Origin of the sequence: Nocardioides terrae, from assembly GCF_900112345.1 — a bacterium.
GTDB classification, from domain to species: domain Bacteria; phylum Actinomycetota; class Actinomycetes; order Propionibacteriales; family Nocardioidaceae; genus Nocardioides; species Nocardioides terrae.
Genome location: NZ_FOLB01000018.1, coordinates 23,220 through 42,286 on the forward strand (window position 1 = coordinate 23,220; position 19,067 = coordinate 42,286).

The window sequence follows — 19,067 nt, forward strand, 5'->3', positions numbered from 1 at the left end:
CGACCGAGCGGCCGCGCATCGTCAGGCGGGTACGCGGCGGTGGGTGACCGCCCGCACGGCGAGGCCGGCGACCACCGCCCAGAACGCGGCGCCGATCCCGGCGAGGCTCACGCCGCTCGCGGCGACCACGAACGTCACCACCGCGGCCTCCCGCCCGTCCACGGTCGACGTCGCTCCGGCCAGCGCCGACCCGAGGGTCCCCAGCAGCGCCAGTCCCGCGACGGCACCGACGACGCCGGCCGGTGCGGCCGCCGCGACGCCCGCCAGCACGGTCGCGAGCGCCGCCAGCACCAGGTAGGTCCAGCCCGCCGTCCTCGCCGCACGCCACCGACGCCCCGGATCGGGGTCCGCCTCCGGGCCCGCCGCCAGGGCGGCGGTGATGGCAGCGAGGTTGACCGCGTGCCCCCCGGCGACCGCACCGACGACGGTTCCGAGGCCGGTGACGGTCATCGTGGCGCGCCAGGGGACGACGTACCCGAACGACGACATGACCGCGACGCCCGGGACGTTCTGCGAGGCCATCGTGACCACGTAGAGCGGGATCGCCAGCGACAGCACCGCTGACCAGGTGAGAGTGGGGGCGGTCAGCTCGACGTGCGGGAGCAGTGGACCGTCGAGCCCGCCGTCCCGAGCCAGGTCGAGCGCGATCCCGGCCAGCGCCACGACGAAGGCGACGGGCACGGCCCAGCGCGGCGCCAACCGCACCAGCACCAACCACGTGACCACGATCGGCGCGACCAGCAACGGGTCGTCGACCAGGCCGCGGACCGGCTCGACGCAGAGCGCGAGCAGCACGCCGGCCAGCATGGCCTGCGCGATCGGTGCCGGGATGGCGGCGATCAGAGCGCCGAGCCGCGGCCAGAAGCCCGTCAGCAGGATGAGCCCGCCGGTCACCAGGAACGCGCCGACGGCCGCGGACCACCCGCCGGCCACCGCTCCCGTCGAAGCGAGCAACGCGGCACCGGGCGTGGACCAGGCGAGCGTGAGGGGCAACCGGTAGCGACTGGTGAGCCAGAGCATGCCGAGCCCCTGGGCCAAGCAGACGGCGACCAGGCCGGACGCCGCTTGGGCGGGGGTCGCGCCGACCGCGCGCAGCCCGGCCAGTACGACCGCGAAGGAGCTGGTGAAGCCGATCAGCGCCGTCATGATGCCGGCGGCCACGGTGCGTTCCATGGACGAGAACGCTAGGGGCTGGCCGGGGCGGTGGTCGGCGGCGTCCGAATGTTCGTCAGCACGCGCCGGTCCCGCGACGTCAGCGCTCCGAGCGCTTCGCGGCCTTGCGCTCGGCCCGCTGCCGGCGCTCCTCGGCATACATCGCCTCGGCCTCCTCCAGGGTGGGCGCCGAGCCGCCGTACGCCTTCGGCACCCACCAGGCGCCGGGCGGCCGCTCCTCGGCGGGATAGTCGGTGATCAGCCGGTCGAGCATCCCCTCCATCGTCGCCTGCAGCGCCGCGGTCTCGCCGACCGGGTCGTCGCCACTCGGGTGGATCGGCGCGCCCACCTCGATGCCGACGGTCTTGTGCCGCGACAGGTCCATCTTGCGGCCCTTGGTGAGGAAGCGCTGGGTGCCGAAGAGCACGATCGGGATGAGCGGTACGCCGGCGTCGGCGGCGATCCGCACTGCGCCGGTCTTGAGCGGCTTGATGAGGAAGCTCCGCGACAGCGTGGCCTCCGGGAAGATCCCGACGACCTCGCCGTCGCGCAGCCTCTGGGCCGCGACCGCCATCGACTCGGCCCCGGCCTCGCGGTCGACGCTGATGTGGTGGAACGACCTCATCACCGGCCCGCCGATCGGGTGCTCGAAGACCTCGCGCTTGGCCATGAACCGGGTCAACCGGCCGCGCTCGGCGGCGGGGAAGCCGGCCATCACGTAGTCCACGAACGAGACGTGGTTGATGGCGATCAGGGCGCCCCCGGACGTCGGGATGTGCTCGAGGCCGCTCATCCGCAGCCTCACGTCACCGAGCCGGAACCAGGCCCGCGCGGCGGCGATCGTGATCGGGTAGCTGATGTCGACCATGGAGGTTCCTCACCGTGGGGGATGCCGCGGTGAATCCTCCCAGACGACCCTCGGGCGCCGGCTGAGAGCCGTCCGTCACGCCGCCTCGTGGACGGGCTCGAGGACCGGCTCGAGGACCGGCTCGAGGACCGGCTCCACCTCGACCGCCCGGTCGCCGCGGGCGAGCGCGAGCTGCACGAGGATGCCGACCACGGCCGCGGCGAGCACCACGGCGCCGTACCCCTCGACGGTGGGGACCAGCCCGACGTGGGTGACCAGCTGGCCCGCGATGATCGCCGGGATGCCGAAGGAGAGGTACGCCGTCGTGTAGACGCCCGCGAAGACGCCGGCCCGCTCGTGGGCCTCGACGTGGGGGCCGATCAGGCGGAGGTGCCCGGCGAACGAGGCGCCGAACCCGGCGCCGCCCACGATCCCGCCCAACCAGACGAGCGCGATCCACTCCACCTCGACGCCGACCATGAGGAGCACGGCGCCAAGGAGGACCAGGCCGACGCCGGTGAGCGTCGTGCGCCGGGCGGAGAGCCGGCCGAAGGCGAGCGTGGCCACCGCACCGGCGAACGGGGCGAGGAAGGCGGTGAACCCGGCGACCAGCCCGCCGTCGAGGTCGAACTGACCGCGCAGCAAGGCCGGGGAGAGACCCATGAAGAAGCCGCCGATCATCCAGCCCGGCAGGTGGACCGGGATGCCGCCGAGGAGCTCGCGGCGGGCCCTGACCGGGACGGTGATGCGTGGGTCGAGCGAGCGCAGGGCGCCCGGCCGCCGGGTGACCGTCTCCCCGGTCAGCGCCACGACGGCGAAGCCGGCGACCATCACCGCAGCGAGCACACCGAAGACGAGCGTGTTGGCGTCCGGGGTGAACTGCACGGCGGCACCGGTGAGCAGGGCGCCGACACCGAGCCCGCCTGCCGCCGCGGTGCCGGCGAAGCTCGCGCCGAGCTTCTTGAGGTGGTCCGGCGCGTGCTCGACGATCGCTGCGCTGAAGGCGCTGGTGCCGAAGCCGGTCGCCAGACCCTGCGCGATCCGGGCGACGATCACCCAGGTGATGTCGGGTGCGGCGACGAAGATCAGCATGGCGACGAGCTCGCCGGCGAGCGCGCCGAGCAGGACCGGCCGCCGGCCGAGGTGGTCGGAGAGCGAGCCGCCGACCAGGACCGCGGCCAGCAGGGCGAGCGCGTAGACGGAGAACGCGAGGGTGAGGGTGCCGGCCGAGAAGCCCCACTCCTGTTGGCGCAGGGCGAGCAGCGGCGTGGGAGCCCCTGCGGCGAGGAAGAACGCGGCGAACACCGCGGCGACGCCGGCGAACGCGGCGGTCGGCGAGAGGGTGCGAGACATCGGGGCTCCTTTTAGACAGGTCTGTCTAGTGCCTCGATGTTAGACAGATCTGTTCAATGGCCGCAAGGGCTTTTTTAGACAGATCTGTCTGGGTATCCTCGCAGGCATGACCACGAAGCGCTCCCCCGCCCGCGAGCGGCTGCTCGACGCGGCCGACCGGCTCTTCTACGCCGAGGGCGTGCACACCGTCGGCATCGACCGCATCATCGAGGAGGCCGGCGTCGCGAAGGGGTCGCTGTTCTACAACTTCTCCGGCAAGGACGAGCTCGTCGCCGCCTACCTCGACGGGCGCGGCGAGCGCCGCCGGGCCCGCATCGAGCGCCACACCGCCGGGCTGACCGACCCCGTCGCCAAGCTGCTGGCCGTCTTCGACGCGCTCGCCGAGGCCGTCGCCGAGTCCGGCTTCCGGGGCTGTGCCTTCGCGAACGCCGCCGCCGAGGCCAGCGGCCCCGACAGCGTCGAGGCGGTCGCCCTGCGCCGCTATCGCGGCTGGTTCGACGAGCTCGTGCTCTCCTTCGCCACCGAGGCGGGGTACGCCGACCCGGCCGGTGTGGCCGAGCGGGTCCGGCTGCTCTACGACGGGGCCGTCGCCAACACCCAGCTCGACGCCAACCGCGGCGCGGTGGCGGTCGCCCGGCAGATGGCGGAGCTGGTGCTGACCACGGCACCGCGCAACTGATCGCCCGGTCCTGTCGATGACGTCGGCCGTTCGCCCGCGGCGAACGGACCTGTCGCGGGCCGAGGCACCGGCCTACGTTGAGCACATGGGTGACGTCATCCGCTTCCCGCAGCCCGCGGCCCGGCCGGCCGAGATCGAGCCGGCGCCGCTGTGGCGCGAAGCGGTGGGCCACGAGCTCCGCGAGGAGCGGCTCGGCCAGGACCGCACCCTCGCCGACGTCGCCGGCGACGCTGGTGTGTCGACGCAGTACCTCTCCGAGGTCGAGCGCGGCCGCAAGGAGCCGAGCTCGGAGGTGATCGAGGCCGTCGGCGGCGCCCTCGGCCTGGGCCTCGTCGACCTCACCGCCCGGGTCACCCGCCGCCTGGTCGCCGCGCGGCCGCGCGGCCCGGTCGCGTTGGCCGCCTGAGATCCCCCGCTGGTTGAGGAGGGCCGCCAGGCCCGTCTCGACACCAGCGACAGCCTCAGACCGCCGTCAGCTTCCGGCTCTCCAGCACGGCATCGACGACGCCGTAGGCGACCGCGTCGGCAGCGCCCAGGACCAGGTCGCGCTCGGTGTCGGCGCGCACCTGCTCGACGCTGCGGCCGGTGTGGTGGGCGAGCAGGTCGACGAGCTCGGTCCGCATCCGTGCGATCTCCTTGGCCTCCACCTGGAGGTCGGGCAGCGCCCCGCGGGTGCCGGCCTGCGGCTGGTCGAGGACGATCCGCGCGTGCGGCAGGACCGTGCGCCGGCCGGGCTCGCCCGCGGCCAGCAGGACGGCCGCCGTGCTGGCCGCCTGCCCGACGCAGGTGGTCGCGACGGGCGCCCGGATGAACTGGACGGTGTCGTAGACCGCGAGCATCGCGGTCGGCTCGCCGCCGGGGCTGTTGAGGTAGAGGTTGATCTGGGCGTCCGGGTTCTCCGACTCCAGGTGGAGCAGCTGGGCGATCACCACGTTCGCGACGCCGTCGTCGATCGGGGTGCCGATGTAGACGATGCGGTCGGTGAGCAGCCGGCTGTAGACGTCGACCGCGCGCTCCCCGGTACGGGTCTTCTCGATGACCGACGGGATCGTGTAGCTCGACATCAGGCACCCACCCCGGACAGCTCCCCGGCCAGGCCGAAGGCGGAGCGGCGGGCCGGCGTCACCGAGTGCACGTCGGCGAGCACCGCGTCGGCGAGGCCGTAGGAGCACGCCTCGACAGCGGTGAACCACTTGTCCCGCAGCGAGTCCTCGGTGACCCGCTCGACCGACTGGCCGGTCCGCGAGGCGGTGATCTCCAGCATCCGCTGGTTGATCCGGGCCAGCCGGGCCGCCTGGATCTCGATGTCGCTCGCCGAGCCCCCGAAGCCGGCCGAGCCCTGGTGGAGGAGGACCTCGGCGTTGGGGAGGACGAACCGCTTGCCCGGCGTACCCGCCGTGAGCAGGAACTGGCCCATGCTCGCCGCGAGCCCCATCGCGAGCGTGGAGACGTCGTTGGGGATCAGCTGCATGGTGTCGTAGATGGCCATGCCCGCGGTGACGGAGCCGCCCGGGGAGTTGATGTAGAGGCTGATGTCGCGGTGCGGGTCCTCGGCGCTGAGCAGCAGGAGCTGGGCGCAGATGCGGTTGGCCACGGGGTCGTCGACCTCCTGGCCGAGGACAATGATGCGCTGGTGCTGGAGCCGGACGGCGAGCTGGTCGTCGAGCGGTCCGGTGGTTCGGTCGTCGTTCATGCCGTCGAGCCTCGTCCGCGCCGGACGTGCGCCCAAGCGATTCGCCCGACGGCGGATCTGCCCACAGCAGAGGAGGCCGGGCGAGCGATCTCAGGCAGAGGACACAATGGCCCGGTGAGCACCGACTCCGGATCCGCCCGCACGCTCGTCCCAGTCCCGCCCGCCGAGCGACCCCGTCGCACGCGCCGGACGGTCCGGCTCCTCGTCGTCGACGACTGCGACCGGCTGCTGCTCTTCCGCGACACCGACCCGGGGCTGCCGGGCACGCGCTGGTGGATCACGCCGGGCGGCGGCGTCGACCCGGGCGAGAACGACCTCGAGGCCGGCGTGCGCGAGCTCGAGGAGGAGACCGGCCTGCGGGTCACGCCCGATCGGCTGCTGGGGCCGATCCTGGTCCGCCGGGTCGTGCACGGCTACACCGACGTCCTCATCGACCAGGAGGACGCCTTCCACGCCTGTTGGGTGCCGGCCTTCGAGATCTCCGACGCCGGCCACACCGAGGAGGAGCGGATCACGATGACCGCCCACCGCTGGTGGACCCGCGAGGAGCTCGAGGCCACCGACGAGGACATCTGGCCGGCGAACGTCCTCGAGATCTGGTCCGAGGCGGAGGTACGCCGAGCCGACGCCGCGGCCGGCCGCCCGGACCGGCCCCCGCTCGACGGGGGCGAGATCGAGGAGTCGACGGTGCCGGCAGCCGCCGGCCACCGAGCACCGTGAGCGGCACCGCCCACGACCGTCCCGGCCACGGCGGGCCGGAGGGTCAGGGCGATCACGGCGATCACGGTGCTCACGGCGGCGTCGACGCGATGGCGGTGTCGGCGACCCTGCACTGCCTGACCGGCTGTGCGATCGGCGAGATCGTCGGCCTCCTGATCGGGACGGGCGCCGGGCTGGGCAACGGCTGGACGATCGCGCTCTCGATCGCGCTGGCCTTCGTCTTCGGCTTCACCCTGTCGACGCTCCCGTTGGTCAAGGCCGGCCTGGGGGTCGGTGCCGCACTCGGCATCGTCCTCGCGGCGGACACCCTCTCGATCGCGACGATGGAGGTGGTCGACAACCTCGTGGTGGCCGTCATCCCGGGCGCGATGGACGCCGGGCTGGTGAACGTCACGTTCTGGATCAGCCTGATGCTCTCGCTGGTGGCGGCGTTCGCCGCGGCGTACCCGGTGAACCGGTTCCTGCTCCAGCGCGGCAAGGGCCACGCCCTCACCCACCGGTTCCACGGCGCCGGCGACGAGGCGACCGGCGTGCGTCGGTTCATCCCGACGCTTCCCACCGGGTCGCTCGTCGCCGTGATCGTCGCCTTCATCCTGGGCGGGCTGGTCGTGTCGATCGCCGACCGGCTCTAGGCCACCCACCGGCCGAGCCGGGCGGTGACGGCCGCCAGCACGAGCGTGGCACCGGCCAGCCAGAGCAGGCTCTGGGTGAAGGCCACGTCGACACCGCGGTCGGTCGCCCCGAAGAAGACCAGCCCGATGAGCGCCACACCGAGCGCGTTGCCGAGCTGCTGCACCGTCGACAGCGAGCCGCTGACCCCCGCCGCATGCACCGGCTCGACGCCGGCCATGACGGAGGCCACGAGCGAGCTGAGGCAGACGCCCATCCCGAGCCCGGACACCGCCAGGCCGGGCGCCAGCCACAGCACCGAGCCGGTCACGCCGATCTGCTCGACGGCCGCGAAGGTGAGCAGGTGGCCGGCCGCGAAGACCAGGGCGCCCACCGGCAGCACCCGTGCGCCGAACCGGGCGACCAGCCCCGCCGCGTGCCGCGTGCCGACCATGTAGGTCACCGCCATCACCGTGAAGATCAGGCCCGACCCCAGCGGGCCGAGGCCGTGCCCGACCTGCAGGTAGAGGCCCAGGACCAGGAAGTAGGACGCCATCCCGCAGAAGAGCAGCGCCTGGGCGACGAGCCCACCTCGCACGGCCGGGCTGCGGAAGGCCGCCGGGTCGACGAGTGGGTGACCGCCGCGGGCGGCCAGCCGACGGGTACGCCGGGCCAGCCAGGTGCCGAGCAGCGCACCGAGCGCCAGGCTCTCCCACGTCCACAGCGGCCAGCCGAGCCGCCGCCCCTCGAGCAGCGGCAGCAGCACCGCTGCGGAGGTCGTCACGACCAGGACCAGACTGAGCACGTCGAGCGGCGCGCGCTGCCGAGAGCCCGCCGCCGGGAGCAGGCGCGGGGCGGCCGCGACGATCGCCAGTCCGACGGGGATGTTGACGAGGAAGACCGTGCGCCAGCCGAGCCCTGCGACGTCGACGCGGATGAGCACGCCGCCGATCAGCTGGCCGAGGGCCGCGGCCAGACCCATCACCGTGGCGTAGGCGCTCATCGCACGGACCCGCTCCGGGCCGGCGTAGAGGTCGCCGATCAGCGCCAGCACCATCGGGGCCAGCATCGCGGCGCCAACGCCCTGGAGCAGCCGGGCGGCATTGAGCGTGAGCACGTCGGGCGCCACCCCGCAGAGGGCCGAGGCGAGCACGAAGACGAGCACGCCTGCGACGTACGTCCGGCGCCGGCCCCAGCGCTGGCTGACCGGGCCGACCGCCATCAGCAGGCCGCCGAAGGTCAGGCCGTAACCGGCCACCAGCCACTCGAGGGCCGAGTCGCCGGCGCCGAGGTCGCCCTGGATGGAGGGGAGGGCGACGTTGACGATGAAGAAGTCGAGCACCACCAGGAAGGTGCCGCTCAGCAGGACCGCGAGGGGCAGCCACCGGGTGGCTGAGGCCTCGGTCGAGCGCGAAGGTGTCTGGAGAGTGGTCATGACACCGTTGTCGAGCCTCCCCCGAGGGGAGAGTCAACGGGTGATTCTTCTCCGTTGACCCTCCCCCAGGGGGAGACTCCAGACTGATGCCCATGGACGGCCTGCTGAGCATCGGGGACTTCTCCCGGATGACGTTCCTGTCGGTGAAGACGCTGCGGCACTACCACGAGGTGGGCCTGCTCGAGCCGGCGCGCATCGACGACAGCAGCGGCTACCGCTACTACCGTCTCGACCAGGTCGGCACGGCGCAGCTGATCCGCCGGTTCCGGTCCCTCGACCTGCCGGTCGACCAGGTCAGGGCCGTGCTGACCGCGCCGGACGACGAGTCGCGCAACCGCGTCATCGTGGCCCACCTCGAGCGGATGAGCACCCAGCTGGCCGAGACGCAGGCGAGGGTCGAGTCGCTGCAGCGGCTGCTCACCACGCCCACCCAGCTCTCGGTCAGCTATCGCGACGAGCCGGCCGTGACCGCCCTCGCGGTCGTCGAGACGGTCGACGCCGCCGAGTGGGTCCCCTGGTGGCTGGGCGCCTTCACCGAGCTCCACCAGGCTCTGCGCGCGAGCGGGCTGAGCCGCACCGGCCCGGACGGCGCCATCTTCCCGACCGAGGCATTCACCGACGAGCGCGGCGAGCTCGTCGCGTTCGTCCCGATCCCTGCCGAGGCCGTGCCCGCCGTCGCCGGTCGGGTGCAGGTGGTCACCGTGCCCGGGGCGCGCGTCGCGGTGACGTCGTACGACGGCCCGCTGGTCGACCTCGACCAGGCCTACAGCGCGGTCGGCGCGTGGGTGTGGGAGCAGGCGCGGAGCTCCGACGGGCCGGTGCGCGAGCGCTACCTGCCGACCGGTGACCCCGACGACCTGATCGCCCACGTCACCGAGGTCTGCTGGCCCGTCGCGTGAGCGCCCGGCCGCGTCACGGACTTCCCATCTGGATCCGGCTTCCGCCACGATCAGCGGCATGGCCGAGCTCACGCTGACCCATGAGTCCCTGGCTCGCGCGCGGGAGGTCGTCCGTCCGCACGTGGCGCCGACCGCGACGCTGCGCTGGCCGCTGCTCGAACAGGCGCTCGGCACGCGGCTGTGGGTCAAGCACGAGAACCACAACCCGACCGGCGCGTTCAAGGTCCGCGGCGGGCTGACCTTCATGGCGCACCATCGCGAGGAGGGGCCGGGCGGCGGCGTCATCTCCGCGAGCCGCGGCAACCACAGCCAGAGCCTGGCCTTCGCGGGCGCCGCTGCGGGCGTCCCGGTCACGATCGTGGTCCCCGAGGGCAACTCGCCGGACAAGAACGCCGCGACCGAGGCCTTCGGCGCCCGCCTCGTCGTCCACGGCGCCGACTTCCAGGAGGCGCTGGAGCACGCGGGCGTCCTCGCGGAGGCGGAGGGGCTCACCCCGGTGCCGCCCATCCACCCGTGGCTCGTCGAGGGCGTCGCCACCTACGCGGCCGAGCTGCACGAGGCGGTCCCCGACCTCGACGTCGTCTACGTGCCGGTCGGCATGGGCAGCGGGATCTGCGCCAACATCCTGGTGCGCGACCTGCTCGGCCGGCGGACCGAGATCGTCGGCGTCGTCGCGGAGAACGCGCCGGCCTACGCACTCTCCTTCGAGGCGGGCGAGCCGGTCCCCACCGACACGGCGGACACGTTCGTCGACGGGGTCGCCTGCCGTACGCCGGACCCGCTGGCCGTCGACACGATCTGCCGCGGCGCCGCTCGGATCGTGCGGGTGGGCGAGCAGCAGGCCGCGGCGGCGATGGCACTGCACTACCGGTCCACCCACAACCTCCCCGAGCCGGCCGGCAGCCTCGCCCTGGCCGCCGCTCTCGGCGAGCGCGACCGGCTCGCCGGCAAGCGGGTCGCGGTGGTCCAGACCGGCGGCAACGCCGACTTCGAGGTGCTGCGGCGCGTCTTCGGCGGCTGATCCGGGAGCCTCCGAGCGGGCGCCCGCAAAACAGGCCTTGACCTTGACGCAGCGTCAACCCTGGACGCTGGTGTCATGACCACTTCAGCGACTCTCGGCCGGGCCTCCGGGCCGGCCATCAGCGTGCGCGGCCTCGAGAAGGCCTACGGCGAGCTGCAGGTCCTGCGCGGCGTCGACCTCGACGTGGCCCAGGGCGACATCGTCGCCCTGCTGGGCTCCAACGGAGCCGGCAAGACCACCGCCGTCAAGATCCTCTCCACCCTGCTCAAGGCCGACGCCGGCACGGCCACCGTCGACGGGCACGACGTCGGTTCCGAGCCGGCGAGCGTCCGCGGGTCCATCTCCCTGACCGGGCAGTTCGCGGCCGTCGACGAGATCCTCACCGGCCGGGAGAACCTCCTGCTCGTCGGCCGGCTGCGCCACCTGGCGGACCCGGGGACGGTCGCCGACGACCTGCTGGCCCGCTTCTCGCTCACCGGCGCGGGCGGGCGCCGCGTGGCGACCTACTCCGGCGGCATGCGGCGCCGGCTCGACATCGCGATGAGCCTGATCGGGGACCCCTCGGTCATCTTCCTGGACGAGCCGACCACCGGGCTCGACCCGCAGGCCCGGCTCGAGGTCTGGGACGCGGTGAAGCGGCTCGCGGCGGGCGGCGCCACCGTGCTGCTCACCACGCAGTACCTCGACGAGGCCGAGCAGCTGGCCGACCGCATCGCGATCCTGCACGAGGGCCGGATCATCGCCGAGGGCACGCTCGCCCAGCTCAAACGGCTCTTCCCGCCGACGGAGGTCACCTACGTCGAGAAGCAGCCGACCCTCGAGGAGATCTTCCTTGCCATCACCAGCGGCACCAACACCAGCGCGAGCGCGAAGGAGAACTGACATGACCCGCTCCAGCTCCGGCCTCGGGAACGGCCTCGGCGACACCGTCGTCCTCGTGAGGCGCTCGCTGACCCACATCCTGCGCAGTCCCGACACGATCATCACCACCGCGATCACACCGGTCGCCATGATGCTGCTGTTCGTCTACGTCTTCGGCGGAGCGCTCGACACGGGCTCGGACGACTACGTGAGTTACCTCCTGCCCGGCATCCTGCTCATCACCGTCGCGTCGGGCATCTCCTACACGGCGTACCGGCTCTTCATGGACATGCAGGGCGGCATCTTCGAGCGGTTCCAGTCCATGCCGATCGCCCGCTCGAGCGTCCTGTGGGCGCACGTCGTCACCTCGGTCGTCGCCAACCTCGTCTCGGTGACCATCGTCGTCCTCGTCGCGCTGGGCATGGGCTTCCGCTCCGGGGCCGACGTGCTGGCCTGGATCGCGGTCGTCGGGATCGTCGCCCTCTTCACGCTGGCGCTGACCTGGCTGGCCGTCATCCCCGGCCTGACCGCGAAGTCGGTCGACGGGGTCAGCGGGTTCTCCTACCCGCTGATCTTCCTGCCGTTCGTCAGCTCCGCCTTCGTGCCGACCGGCTCGATGCCCGGACCGGTGCGCGCCTTCGCGGAGCACCAGCCGGTGACGTCGATCGTCGACACGATCCGCTCCCTCTTCGCCGAGCAGGCGGTCGGCACCGACGTGTGGGTCGCGCTCGCCTGGTGCGTCGGGCTCCTCGCGGTCGCCTACGGCCTCGCGATGGCCACCTACCGCCGCCGGATCAGTTGACACCGACGTCCACCGGCACGGGAGGCTGAGCAGGTGCTCACGATCGGACAGCTGGCGTCGTACGCCGGGGTGACCATCCGCGCGGTCCGCCACTACCACCAGGTCGGGCTGCTCCGGGAGCCCGAGCGCGACCACTCCGGCTACCGGACGTACGACGCCGAGGCGGTCGTCACGCTCATCCGGATCCGGACGCTGGCCGAGGCCGGCGTACCCCTGGGCCGCGTGCAGGAGCTGCTGGACGCCGACCCCGCCACGTTCGCCGAGGCGACCCGCGACATCGACCGCGCCCTGCGGACCCAGATCCGGGACCTGCAGGAGCACCGCCACCGGATCGCCCAGCTCGCCTCGGGCGACTCGCTGGCCGTGCCCGACGAGGTGGCGGACTATCTGGCCATGGTGCGGGCGCTCGGGGTGCCCGAGATGCTGATCGAGGCCGAGCGCGACGCCTGGATCCTGATCGCGGCGCGCTACCCCGAGCGCATCTCGGCGTTCATGGCCGACAAGGTCCAGCAGCTCGAGGACCCGAGGACGGTCCGGTTCTACCGGCTCATCGGCCGGCTGGCGTCCGACCCCGAGGCCGAGGACGAGCAGCTGGCCCTGGAGATGGCCGACCTGCTGACCGAGATGTTCGAGGCGGCGGCCGCGACCGGTCAGCTCGAGCAGCAGGAGCTCGACATGGACGACGCCGGCCTCGTCCAGCTGCTCGACTCGATGGCGTCCGGCCATCGCCAGATCGCGCGGGTCCGGGAACTGCTGGCGGACCGTGGCTGGACCGGCTGGTCCCGGATCGAGCGCGCCTGAACCGACGGTCCGTCCCGGGCGCGGAAGTCCGGGCCTCAGCCGACGATGGCGTAGGACACGAACGTCAGGTTCTCGCCCAGCCTGCGCGACTCCCGGAGCCGCAGGCCTACCGGGCCTGCCGTGTCCTCGAAGAGCCGGGTGCCGCTCCCGAGGACGACGGGGAAGACGACGAGGCGCAGCTCGTCCGCCAGCCGCTGCTCGATCAGCGTCCGGACGAGCTGGTTGCTGGCGTAGACGACGATCTCGCCGGCGACCTCGCTCTTCAGGCGCTTCACCTCGTCGACGACGTCACCGCGCAGCACGGTGCCGTTGGTCCAGCAGGCCGCTTCCACGGTCGAGGACACGACGTACTTCGGCAGCGCGTTCAGTCGCTCCGCCCACTCGCCGTCGCGCCCGTTCCAGCGGGAGCCGAACCACTCGTCGCTGGCGCGGCCGAGCAGGACGGCGTCCGCCTCGAGCGCCTCGGCGGTCTCGAGCTCGGCCCACGCGGCGAGGTCCGGCCCGCCGTGGGCCTGGAACCAGCCGCCCCGGACGAAGCCCTCCTGGCCGTCGGGGTCCTGGACGACCCCGTCGAGTGAGATGTTGCTCGTGATCACGATCGTGCCCATGGTGGTTCCCTTCGCGGTTGGTGGTCGGTCGTCGGTATCGACACCGCGACGGCAAGGAACTGTGCGCTGGTCGGAGATCTCAGCCGGCGGGGAGCGTGAGCGGCAGCCCGAACCGGGCCAGCTCGGTGCTCTCGAACCGGGTGAGAGCCGCGATCCGCTCGCCGCTGAGCTCGACGACGAACAGCCCGGTCGCCCGACGGGCTCCGTCCGGCCCGACCACGTACGCGCCGAACGCGGCGGCGCCGTTGGCGCGCGAGGGGACCAACCGGTAGCGCCGGTCCGGGCGCAGCAGGAGCGCGAAGAACTGCGCGGCGGCGTCGCGGCCGACGTACTCGAGCGGTAGCGGCGGCATCGACAGGAACACCTCGTCGGTGAACAGCTCCACCAGCGCCGGCACGTCGGCCGCCTCGTAGGCCCGCACGAACCGCGCCGCGAGCGCCTCCTCGACCTTCGTGCCCGCGGCGGAGGCCCGGGCGACGGAGCGCAGCGCCGGCCGCCGACGCTCCAGCGCGGCTCGGGCCCGGTTCAGCGCGCTGGTGACCGAGGACACGGTCACCCCGAGCATCTCGGCGACCTCGTGGGCCCTGAACCCCATGACGTCACGCAGCACCAGGACCGCGAGCTGCCGCGGGGGCAGCATCTGCAGCACCGCGACGAACGTCAGGGAGATGGACTCGGACTGCTCGTAGCGGGCCTCGGGACCCGCCGGGAGGTCCCCGGGATCGCCGAGGAGCGAGTCCGGGAACGGGCCGAGCCAGCTGGTCCCTCCGAGCCGCGTCGGCTCGGGAGGTACGACGCCCGGGACGTCCCACGCCTTCACGGGCCGTCGCCTGGTGGTCCTGATCGCGTTGAGGCAGATGTTGGTCGCGATCCGGTAGAGCCAGGTCCGGACCGAAGACCGCTCGTCGAAGCCCGTCAGGCCGCGCCACGCGGACACCAGCGTCTCCTGCAGCGCATCCTCGGCGTCCTGCACCGAGCCCAGCATGCGGTAGCAGTGCACCTGGAGCTCGCGGTGATGCGGATCGGTCAGTGCCCGGAACGCGTCCTCGTCCCCCGCTCGTGCGCGGGAGATCAGGTCGCCGGTCACCGTCGGATCCTCTCGCATTGTGGGCGTTCCAGTGCGGCGTTGGGCGATCCGGACGCGTCGGGAACGCTCCGAGCCGCGCCGATCGCCCACAGGCGCCCTCTTGCTCGGCCAACCGGTGCCACGCCGGGGCCGGCTCGGATCGTCAGTGCGCCATGTCGACGAAGCGGCTGTAGTGACCCTGGAACGCCACCACGATGTCGCGGGTCGGGCCGTTGCGGTGCTTGGCCACGATGACGTCGGCCTCGCCCGGGCGGGTCGACTCCTTCTCGTAGACGTCGTCGCGGTGGAGGAGGACGACCATGTCGGCGTCCTGCTCGAGCGACCCCGACTCACGCAGGTCGGAGACCATCGGGCGCTTGTCGGCGCGCTGCTCGGAACCACGGTTGAGCTGGGAGAGCGCGATGATCGGGACGTCGAGCTCCTTGGCGAGCAGCTTGATCTGCCGGGAGAACTCCGAGACCTCGAGCTGGCGCGACTCGACCTTCTTGCCCGAGCTCATCAGCTGGAGGTAGTCGAGCACGATCAGCTTGAGGTCGTGCTTCTGCTTGAGCCGCCGAGCCTTGGAGCGGATCTCCATCATCGTCAGGTTGGGCGAGTCGTCGATGAACATCGGCGCGGAGGAGACCTCGCCCATCTTGCGGGCGAGCTTGTTCCAGTCCTCGTCGGTCATGTTGCCGTTGCGGATGTGGTTGAGCGGCACCTTCGCCTCGGCGCTGAGCAGGCGCATGGTGATCTCGGAGCGGCTCATCTCCAGGCTGAAGAAGACGCTGGTCAGGTTGTTGTGGATCGACGCCGCGCGGCAGAAGTCGAGCGCCAGCGTCGAGTTGTGGGTGGGGATCCCGGTCGGGCCGGCGAGGTAGAGGTGCTCGTCGTTGTCGACCTGGACGCAACGCACCGGCACGCTCGGCACCGAGCGGACCTCCTCGACCTTCACGAGGTAGCCGTCCGGAGTCGTGATCGTGTGGATCCGGGTCACGGAGTCGGCCAGCTCGGCCGTCGTACGGATGGCGGCGGAGGAGCCGTCGATGCTCGCCGGGGCCGGATCCGCAGGGGTCGAGCCGCCGTCCGAGCCCCCGTCGGTGACCAGAGGCGTGGTGAGCCACTGGTGCTCGGCGTCGGCGACGATCACCGACCCGTCGGAGAAGCGCAGCGAGTAGCACGGACGGTCGATCAGCACCTCGGTCGCCGCGACCACGCGCGTCGGTCGACCGTGGGCGTCGAGCAGCAGGTCGCCGACGGCCACCTCGCCCATCGTGGTCCGGCCGCCCGGCGTGGGCAGGACGGTGTCGAGGGCGAGCGCCTTGCCCATCGCGGGACGCGCCGCGACGATGATCATCTGCCCGCCGTGGAAGCCGTTGGTGAGCTCGTCGAGGTCGGCGAAGCCGGTGGGGATGCCATAGATCCCCGCCTCGCGGTTGGAGATCGCCTCGATCTCGTCCAGGACGCCGCCCATGATGTCGCTCAGCGGGGCGTAGTCCTCGCTGGCGCGCTTCTCGGTGAGCCGGAAGACCTCGGCCTGCGCCTCGTCGACGATGTCGTCGACGTCGCCCTCACCCGCATAGCCGATCTGCACGATCTTGGTGCCGGCCTCGACCAGGCGACGCAGCGTCGCCTTCTCCTTGACGATCTCGGCGTAGAACGCCGCGTTGGAGGCGATCGGCACGTTGGCGGCCAGGGTGTGGAGGTACGGCGCCCCACCGATCCGCTGCAGCTCGCCGCGACGCTGCAGCTCCGCGGCGACCGTGACCATGTCGACCGGTTCGTTGCGGCCGTAGAGGTCGATGACGACGTCGAAGATCGTCTCGTGGGCGGGTCGGTAGAAGTCGACGCCCCGGATCTCCTCGGTGACGTCGGCGATGGCGTCCTTGGAGATGAGCATCGCGCCGAGCACGGACTGCTCGGCCGCCATGTCCTGCGGAGGCGTCCGGTCGGTCGGCGAGGAGTTGCGACGCTCGCCCGGTTCGAAGGCGACGGGCCCGTCGCCCCACTCCTCGAAGGGCGGCTCCGGGATGCTGCGGGAGTCGGACTCGGTGACGCTCACTGCTCGCTCCTCCGCACCGCTCGACGACTCGACCCTCTTGTCCTGCACGCTAGACGCGACCATGGACAACCCCGCGCGACCTCACTCGGCGCGCCTCGGAAGAGGCTGCTGCGGGTGCGCGGACGTGTCACCGTAGGTCCCATCGGTGCCGCCGCGAAATCACCTTGTCCACAGGGGGGTGTGCATAACCTGGGAATCCCCGTGGACGACACGCGGTGGCATGTGCACGACCTGGGGACGCGCCTGTGGACCCGCATTCTGCTCTGACGGCGAAAGGCCCTCTGACCTGCAGGAACGGCCCTCCCAGGGGTGTGGAGCAGAAATACTTCGGCCGTGATCCAGTTCACTTCCGGGCCATCCGGTCGTTTCCGGCCTGTTTGTCGACAAAGCACCCGGTCGGGTCATCCCGCACTAGTTATCCCCCGGTTATCCACCGGTCGGACGTCGCGCCTAGGGTGCTCTGACATGGACCGCACCCCCGACCGCGAGATCCTCCGGCTGGCGGTCCCGGCCTTCCTGGCCCTGGTGGCCGAGCCGCTGTTCCTGCTGGCCGACTCCGCCATCGTCGGCCACCTGGGCACGGCACCGCTCGCCGGCCTGGGCATCGCGGGCGTCGTGCTGCAGACCATCGTCGGGATCTGCGTGTTCCTGGCCTACGGCACCACCGCGAGCGTCGCGCGTCGGGTGGGCGCGGGTGACGTGCGCGGCGCCGTCGCCCAAGGCGTCGACGGGCTCTGGCTGGCCGTCCTCATCGGCGCGCTCGTCACGGTCCCCGCCGTGCTCGCCGCCCGGCCGCTGGCCAGGGCCGTCGGCGCGCACGGCGCTGTCGTCGACGAGGCGACCACCTACCTGCGCATCGCCGCCCTCGGCGTCACCCCGCTCCTCGTGATGCTCGCCGCCACCGGCGTCCTCCGCGGCCTGCAGGACACCCGCACACCCATGCTCGTCGCCATCGGCGGCAACGTCGCCAATGTCTGCCTCAACCTCCTGCTGGTCTACGGGCTCGACCTCGGCATCGCGGGCTCCGCGACCGGCTCGGTGATCGCCCAGGCGCTCTCCGCCGCCACGCTCGTCGCCGTCGTCGTCCGGGGCGCCCGCCGCCACCACGCGTCCCTGCGGCCTGACCTGCCCGGCATCCGGCAGGCGGCGCGCTCCGGTGTCGCGCTCGTGGTCCGCACGCTCACCCTCCGGGCCGCGCTGCTCGTCACGACGTACGCCGTCACGCTGGTCTCCGGCACCGACCAGGACACCCAGCTCGCGACCCACCAGATCGCCTTCACGCTCTGGACCTTCCTGGCGTTCGTCCTCGACGCGATCGCCATCGCCGCGCAGGCACTGACCGGCCGGTCGCTCGGCGCCGGAGACGTGGAGCGCACCCGGTCGATCGCCGCGCGAATGGTCTGGTGGGGGGTGGTCTCGGGCGTGGTCACCGGGGTCGCCGTCGTCGCGGTGAGCCCGTTCCTGGGCGCGCTCTTCACCGGCGACGATGCCGTACGTGACCTGCTCGTCCCCGTCCTGATCGTGGTGGCGATCGGCCAGCCGGTCTGCGGGATCGTCTTCGTCCTCGACGGCGTGCTGATCGGCGCCGGGGACGGCCGCTACCTCGCCTACGGCGGCCTGGTCACCCTCGCCGTCTATGCGCCCGTCGTCGTCCTGCTGCACCCGTCGCTCGTCGTGGTGTGGGTCGCGTTCTCGGCGATCTTCATGGGCGCCCGCCTCGTGGTGCTGGTGCACCGGGCGCGCGGAACTCGGTGGCTGGTCACCGGCGCCGCCACTAGCGTCGCTCCATGACCACAGATCCGAAGGCCGTCTGGCAGCGGTACTACCGCGAGCGGCGCGAGGCGCTCATCGGGAAGGTCGAGGACCTCTCCGAGCGCGATGCGCGGATGCCGCGGACCCCGACTGGGACCAACCTGCTCGGCATCGTCAAGCACGTCCTGAACGTCGAGGCGATCTACCTCGGCCTCACCTTCGACCGGCCCTTCCCCGGCGAGCACGAGCTGGTCCCCGAGGAGTCCTACGACGTCGACCCTCAGACGGACTGGTTCGCGACCGAGCACGAGACGCTGGCAGGCATCATCGACCTCTACCGACGGGTGATCGCCCACGCGGAGGAGACCGTCGAGCTGCTCGACCTCGATGCGGTCGGCCACGTCGAGCATTGGGGCGGCCGGGCGGTCACCCTGCACGAGATCCTGATCCACAACTTCAACGACCTCTGCCAGCACGGCGGCCAGGTCGACATCCTCCGCGAGGGGATCGACGGGGCCGTCGGCTGGCGCAGGCCGGGCGACAACGTCCCCGACGGCTACGACTGGCCGGCGTACGTCGCCAAGCTGACCGCGCTCGCCGAGCGGTACTGAAGCATCACCGCCCCGCCGCCGAGCCTGCGAGGCGGCGGATGAGGCGGGGAGGTCGAGTGCGCCAGGGCTGAGCCTGCGAAGCCGTGAGGCGCGTAT

20 protein-coding genes are annotated in these 19,067 nt (G+C 72.2%); 11 read left to right on the forward strand and 9 right to left on the reverse strand.

Going from position 1 to position 19,067, the window contains the following annotated elements:
• Positions 1 to 21 precede the first annotated feature (21 nt).
• The 3 genes from BM236_RS17495 to BM236_RS17505 all read right to left on the reverse strand — a co-directional run bounded on the left by BM236_RS17495 (position 22) and on the right by BM236_RS17505 (position 3,352).
• Entirely contained in the window at positions 22 to 1,173 is a 1,152-nt protein-coding gene (locus BM236_RS17495; RefSeq protein ID WP_091126435.1) for a benzoate/H(+) symporter BenE family transporter, read from the reverse strand.
• A 79-nt stretch (positions 1,174 to 1,252) separates the two neighbouring features.
• Positions 1,253 to 2,020: a lysophospholipid acyltransferase family protein gene (locus BM236_RS17500; RefSeq protein WP_091126437.1), complete on the reverse strand. Its 768-nt coding sequence runs from the start codon at positions 2,018 to 2,020 to the stop codon at positions 1,253 to 1,255.
• A 75-nt stretch (positions 2,021 to 2,095) separates the two neighbouring features.
• Complete coding sequence (locus tag BM236_RS17505) at positions 2,096 to 3,352, reverse strand: MFS transporter (RefSeq protein WP_091126438.1); 1,257 nt, start codon at positions 3,350 to 3,352, stop codon at positions 2,096 to 2,098.
• A gap of 106 nt (positions 3,353 to 3,458) precedes the next feature.
• On the opposite strand from BM236_RS17505, the gene BM236_RS17510 reads away from it, so the two are divergent.
• Together BM236_RS17510 and BM236_RS17515 are read left to right on the forward strand one after the other, a co-directional pair.
• The gene (locus tag BM236_RS17510) at positions 3,459 to 4,031 is read left to right on the forward strand and encodes a TetR/AcrR family transcriptional regulator (RefSeq protein WP_091126441.1); all 573 of its coding nucleotides are present in this window, start codon (positions 3,459 to 3,461) and stop codon (positions 4,029 to 4,031) included.
• An 85-nt stretch (positions 4,032 to 4,116) separates the two neighbouring features.
• Positions 4,117 to 4,437, forward strand: a complete 321-nt coding sequence (locus BM236_RS17515; protein WP_091126442.1) for a helix-turn-helix domain-containing protein — start codon at positions 4,117 to 4,119, stop codon at positions 4,435 to 4,437.
• Positions 4,438 to 4,492: 55 nt separating this feature from the next.
• Here the strand turns inward: BM236_RS17515 and BM236_RS17520 are convergent, their stop codons facing one another.
• Both BM236_RS17520 and BM236_RS17525 read right to left on the reverse strand, forming a co-directional pair.
• Positions 4,493 to 5,095, reverse strand: a complete 603-nt coding sequence (locus tag BM236_RS17520) for a ClpP family protease (protein ID WP_091126444.1) — start codon at positions 5,093 to 5,095, stop codon at positions 4,493 to 4,495.
• On the reverse strand, positions 5,095 to 5,724 hold the full coding sequence (locus BM236_RS17525; RefSeq protein WP_091126445.1) for an ATP-dependent Clp protease proteolytic subunit: 630 nt from the start codon (positions 5,722 to 5,724) through the stop codon (positions 5,095 to 5,097). Before BM236_RS17525 ends, BM236_RS17520 begins: the two co-directional genes overlap by 1 nt.
• A gap of 114 nt (positions 5,725 to 5,838) precedes the next feature.
• On the opposite strand from BM236_RS17525, the gene BM236_RS17530 reads away from it, so the two are divergent.
• Positions 5,839 to 6,444 carry an NUDIX hydrolase gene (locus BM236_RS17530; RefSeq protein ID WP_091126447.1) on the forward strand — a complete coding sequence of 202 codons (606 nt, stop codon included), beginning with the start codon at positions 5,839 to 5,841 and terminating at the stop codon, positions 6,442 to 6,444.
• A complete protein-coding gene (locus BM236_RS17535; RefSeq protein ID WP_245750409.1) occupies positions 6,441 to 7,076 on the forward strand; it encodes a DUF4396 domain-containing protein in 636 nt (211 codons plus the stop codon). Before BM236_RS17530 ends, BM236_RS17535 begins: the two co-directional genes overlap by 4 nt.
• Here the strand turns inward: BM236_RS17535 and BM236_RS17540 are convergent.
• A complete protein-coding gene (locus tag BM236_RS17540; RefSeq protein WP_091126449.1) occupies positions 7,073 to 8,488 on the reverse strand; it encodes an MFS transporter in 1,416 nt (471 codons plus the stop codon). The two genes, BM236_RS17535 and BM236_RS17540, sit on opposite strands and share 4 nt — an antisense overlap.
• 92 nt (positions 8,489 to 8,580) lie before the next feature.
• On the opposite strand from BM236_RS17540, the gene BM236_RS17545 reads away from it, so the two are divergent.
• The 5 genes from BM236_RS17545 (at position 8,581) to BM236_RS17565 (ending at position 12,872) form a co-directional block, all read left to right on the forward strand.
• Positions 8,581 to 9,387, forward strand: a complete 807-nt coding sequence (locus tag BM236_RS17545; RefSeq protein ID WP_175507741.1) for a MerR family transcriptional regulator — start codon at positions 8,581 to 8,583, stop codon at positions 9,385 to 9,387.
• 58 nt (positions 9,388 to 9,445) lie between these two features.
• Positions 9,446 to 10,408: a threonine dehydratase gene (locus BM236_RS17550; RefSeq protein ID WP_091126452.1), complete on the forward strand. Its 963-nt coding sequence runs from the start codon at positions 9,446 to 9,448 to the stop codon at positions 10,406 to 10,408.
• Positions 10,409 to 10,483: 75 nt separating this feature from the next.
• Positions 10,484 to 11,290, forward strand: coding sequence for an ABC transporter ATP-binding protein (locus BM236_RS17555; protein ID WP_091126453.1), 807 nt, complete (start codon positions 10,484 to 10,486; stop codon positions 11,288 to 11,290).
• 1 nt (position 11,291) lies between these two features.
• On the forward strand, positions 11,292 to 12,071 hold the full coding sequence (locus BM236_RS17560) for an ABC transporter permease (protein ID WP_091126455.1): 780 nt from the start codon (positions 11,292 to 11,294) through the stop codon (positions 12,069 to 12,071).
• A 33-nt stretch (positions 12,072 to 12,104) separates the two neighbouring features.
• Positions 12,105 to 12,872, forward strand: a complete 768-nt coding sequence (locus tag BM236_RS17565; RefSeq protein ID WP_091126457.1) for a MerR family transcriptional regulator — start codon at positions 12,105 to 12,107, stop codon at positions 12,870 to 12,872.
• Between the two features lie 35 nt (positions 12,873 to 12,907).
• Here BM236_RS17565 and BM236_RS17570 read toward each other — a convergent pair whose 3' ends face one another.
• The 3 genes from BM236_RS17570 to dnaB form a co-directional block, all read right to left on the reverse strand.
• On the reverse strand, positions 12,908 to 13,480 hold the full coding sequence (locus tag BM236_RS17570; RefSeq protein WP_091126458.1) for a dihydrofolate reductase family protein: 573 nt from the start codon (positions 13,478 to 13,480) through the stop codon (positions 12,908 to 12,910).
• A gap of 79 nt (positions 13,481 to 13,559) precedes the next feature.
• The gene (locus BM236_RS17575; RefSeq protein ID WP_245750410.1) at positions 13,560 to 14,567 is read right to left on the reverse strand and encodes an RNA polymerase subunit sigma-70; all 1,008 of its coding nucleotides are present in this window, start codon (positions 14,565 to 14,567) and stop codon (positions 13,560 to 13,562) included.
• Positions 14,568 to 14,709: 142 nt separating this feature from the next.
• Positions 14,710 to 16,671: a replicative DNA helicase gene (dnaB, locus tag BM236_RS17580; RefSeq protein ID WP_425434216.1), complete on the reverse strand. Its 1,962-nt coding sequence runs from the start codon at positions 16,669 to 16,671 to the stop codon at positions 14,710 to 14,712.
• 402 nt (positions 16,672 to 17,073) lie between these two features.
• Here dnaB and BM236_RS17585 point away from each other — a divergent pair, with 402 nt between their 5' ends.
• Both BM236_RS17585 and BM236_RS17590 read left to right on the forward strand, forming a co-directional pair.
• Entirely contained in the window at positions 17,074 to 18,399 is a 1,326-nt protein-coding gene (locus tag BM236_RS17585; RefSeq protein ID WP_091126464.1) for an MATE family efflux transporter, read from the forward strand.
• Positions 18,396 to 18,971 (forward strand): DinB family protein, encoded by a 576-nt coding sequence (locus BM236_RS17590; protein WP_091126466.1) that lies wholly within the window; start codon positions 18,396 to 18,398, stop codon positions 18,969 to 18,971. Before BM236_RS17585 ends, BM236_RS17590 begins: the two co-directional genes overlap by 4 nt.
• Positions 18,972 to 19,067 lie beyond the last annotated feature (96 nt).

What these genes read in the sequence shown, in the direction of transcription:
- BM236_RS17495 (WP_091126435.1), bottom strand. Translation starts at nt 1,173, where the DNA reads ATGGAACGCACCGTGGCCGCCGGCATCATGACGGCGCTGATCGGCTTC.
- BM236_RS17500 (WP_091126437.1), bottom strand. Translation starts at nt 2,020, where the DNA reads ATGGTCGACATCAGCTACCCGATCACGATCGCCGCCGCGCGGGCCTGG.
- BM236_RS17505 (WP_091126438.1), bottom strand. Translation starts at nt 3,352, where the DNA reads ATGTCTCGCACCCTCTCGCCGACCGCCGCGTTCGCCGGCGTCGCCGCG.
- BM236_RS17510 (WP_091126441.1), top strand. Translation starts at nt 3,459, where the DNA reads ATGACCACGAAGCGCTCCCCCGCCCGCGAGCGGCTGCTCGACGCGGCC.
- BM236_RS17515 (WP_091126442.1), top strand. Translation starts at nt 4,117, where the DNA reads ATGGGTGACGTCATCCGCTTCCCGCAGCCCGCGGCCCGGCCGGCCGAG.
- BM236_RS17520 (WP_091126444.1), bottom strand. Translation starts at nt 5,095, where the DNA reads ATGTCGAGCTACACGATCCCGTCGGTCATCGAGAAGACCCGTACCGGG.
- BM236_RS17525 (WP_091126445.1), bottom strand. Translation starts at nt 5,724, where the DNA reads ATGAACGACGACCGAACCACCGGACCGCTCGACGACCAGCTCGCCGTC.
- BM236_RS17540 (WP_091126449.1), bottom strand. Translation starts at nt 8,488, where the DNA reads ATGACCACTCTCCAGACACCTTCGCGCTCGACCGAGGCCTCAGCCACC.
- BM236_RS17545 (WP_175507741.1), top strand. Translation starts at nt 8,581, where the DNA reads ATGGACGGCCTGCTGAGCATCGGGGACTTCTCCCGGATGACGTTCCTG.
- BM236_RS17550 (WP_091126452.1), top strand. Translation starts at nt 9,446, where the DNA reads ATGGCCGAGCTCACGCTGACCCATGAGTCCCTGGCTCGCGCGCGGGAG.
- BM236_RS17555 (WP_091126453.1), top strand. Translation starts at nt 10,484, where the DNA reads ATGACCACTTCAGCGACTCTCGGCCGGGCCTCCGGGCCGGCCATCAGC.
- BM236_RS17560 (WP_091126455.1), top strand. Translation starts at nt 11,292, where the DNA reads ATGACCCGCTCCAGCTCCGGCCTCGGGAACGGCCTCGGCGACACCGTC.
- BM236_RS17570 (WP_091126458.1), bottom strand. Translation starts at nt 13,480, where the DNA reads ATGGGCACGATCGTGATCACGAGCAACATCTCACTCGACGGGGTCGTC.
- dnaB (WP_425434216.1), bottom strand. Translation starts at nt 16,671, where the DNA reads ATGGTCGCGTCTAGCGTGCAGGACAAGAGGGTCGAGTCGTCGAGCGGT.
- BM236_RS17585 (WP_091126464.1), top strand. Translation starts at nt 17,074, where the DNA reads ATGGACCGCACCCCCGACCGCGAGATCCTCCGGCTGGCGGTCCCGGCC.
- BM236_RS17590 (WP_091126466.1), top strand. Translation starts at nt 18,396, where the DNA reads ATGACCACAGATCCGAAGGCCGTCTGGCAGCGGTACTACCGCGAGCGG.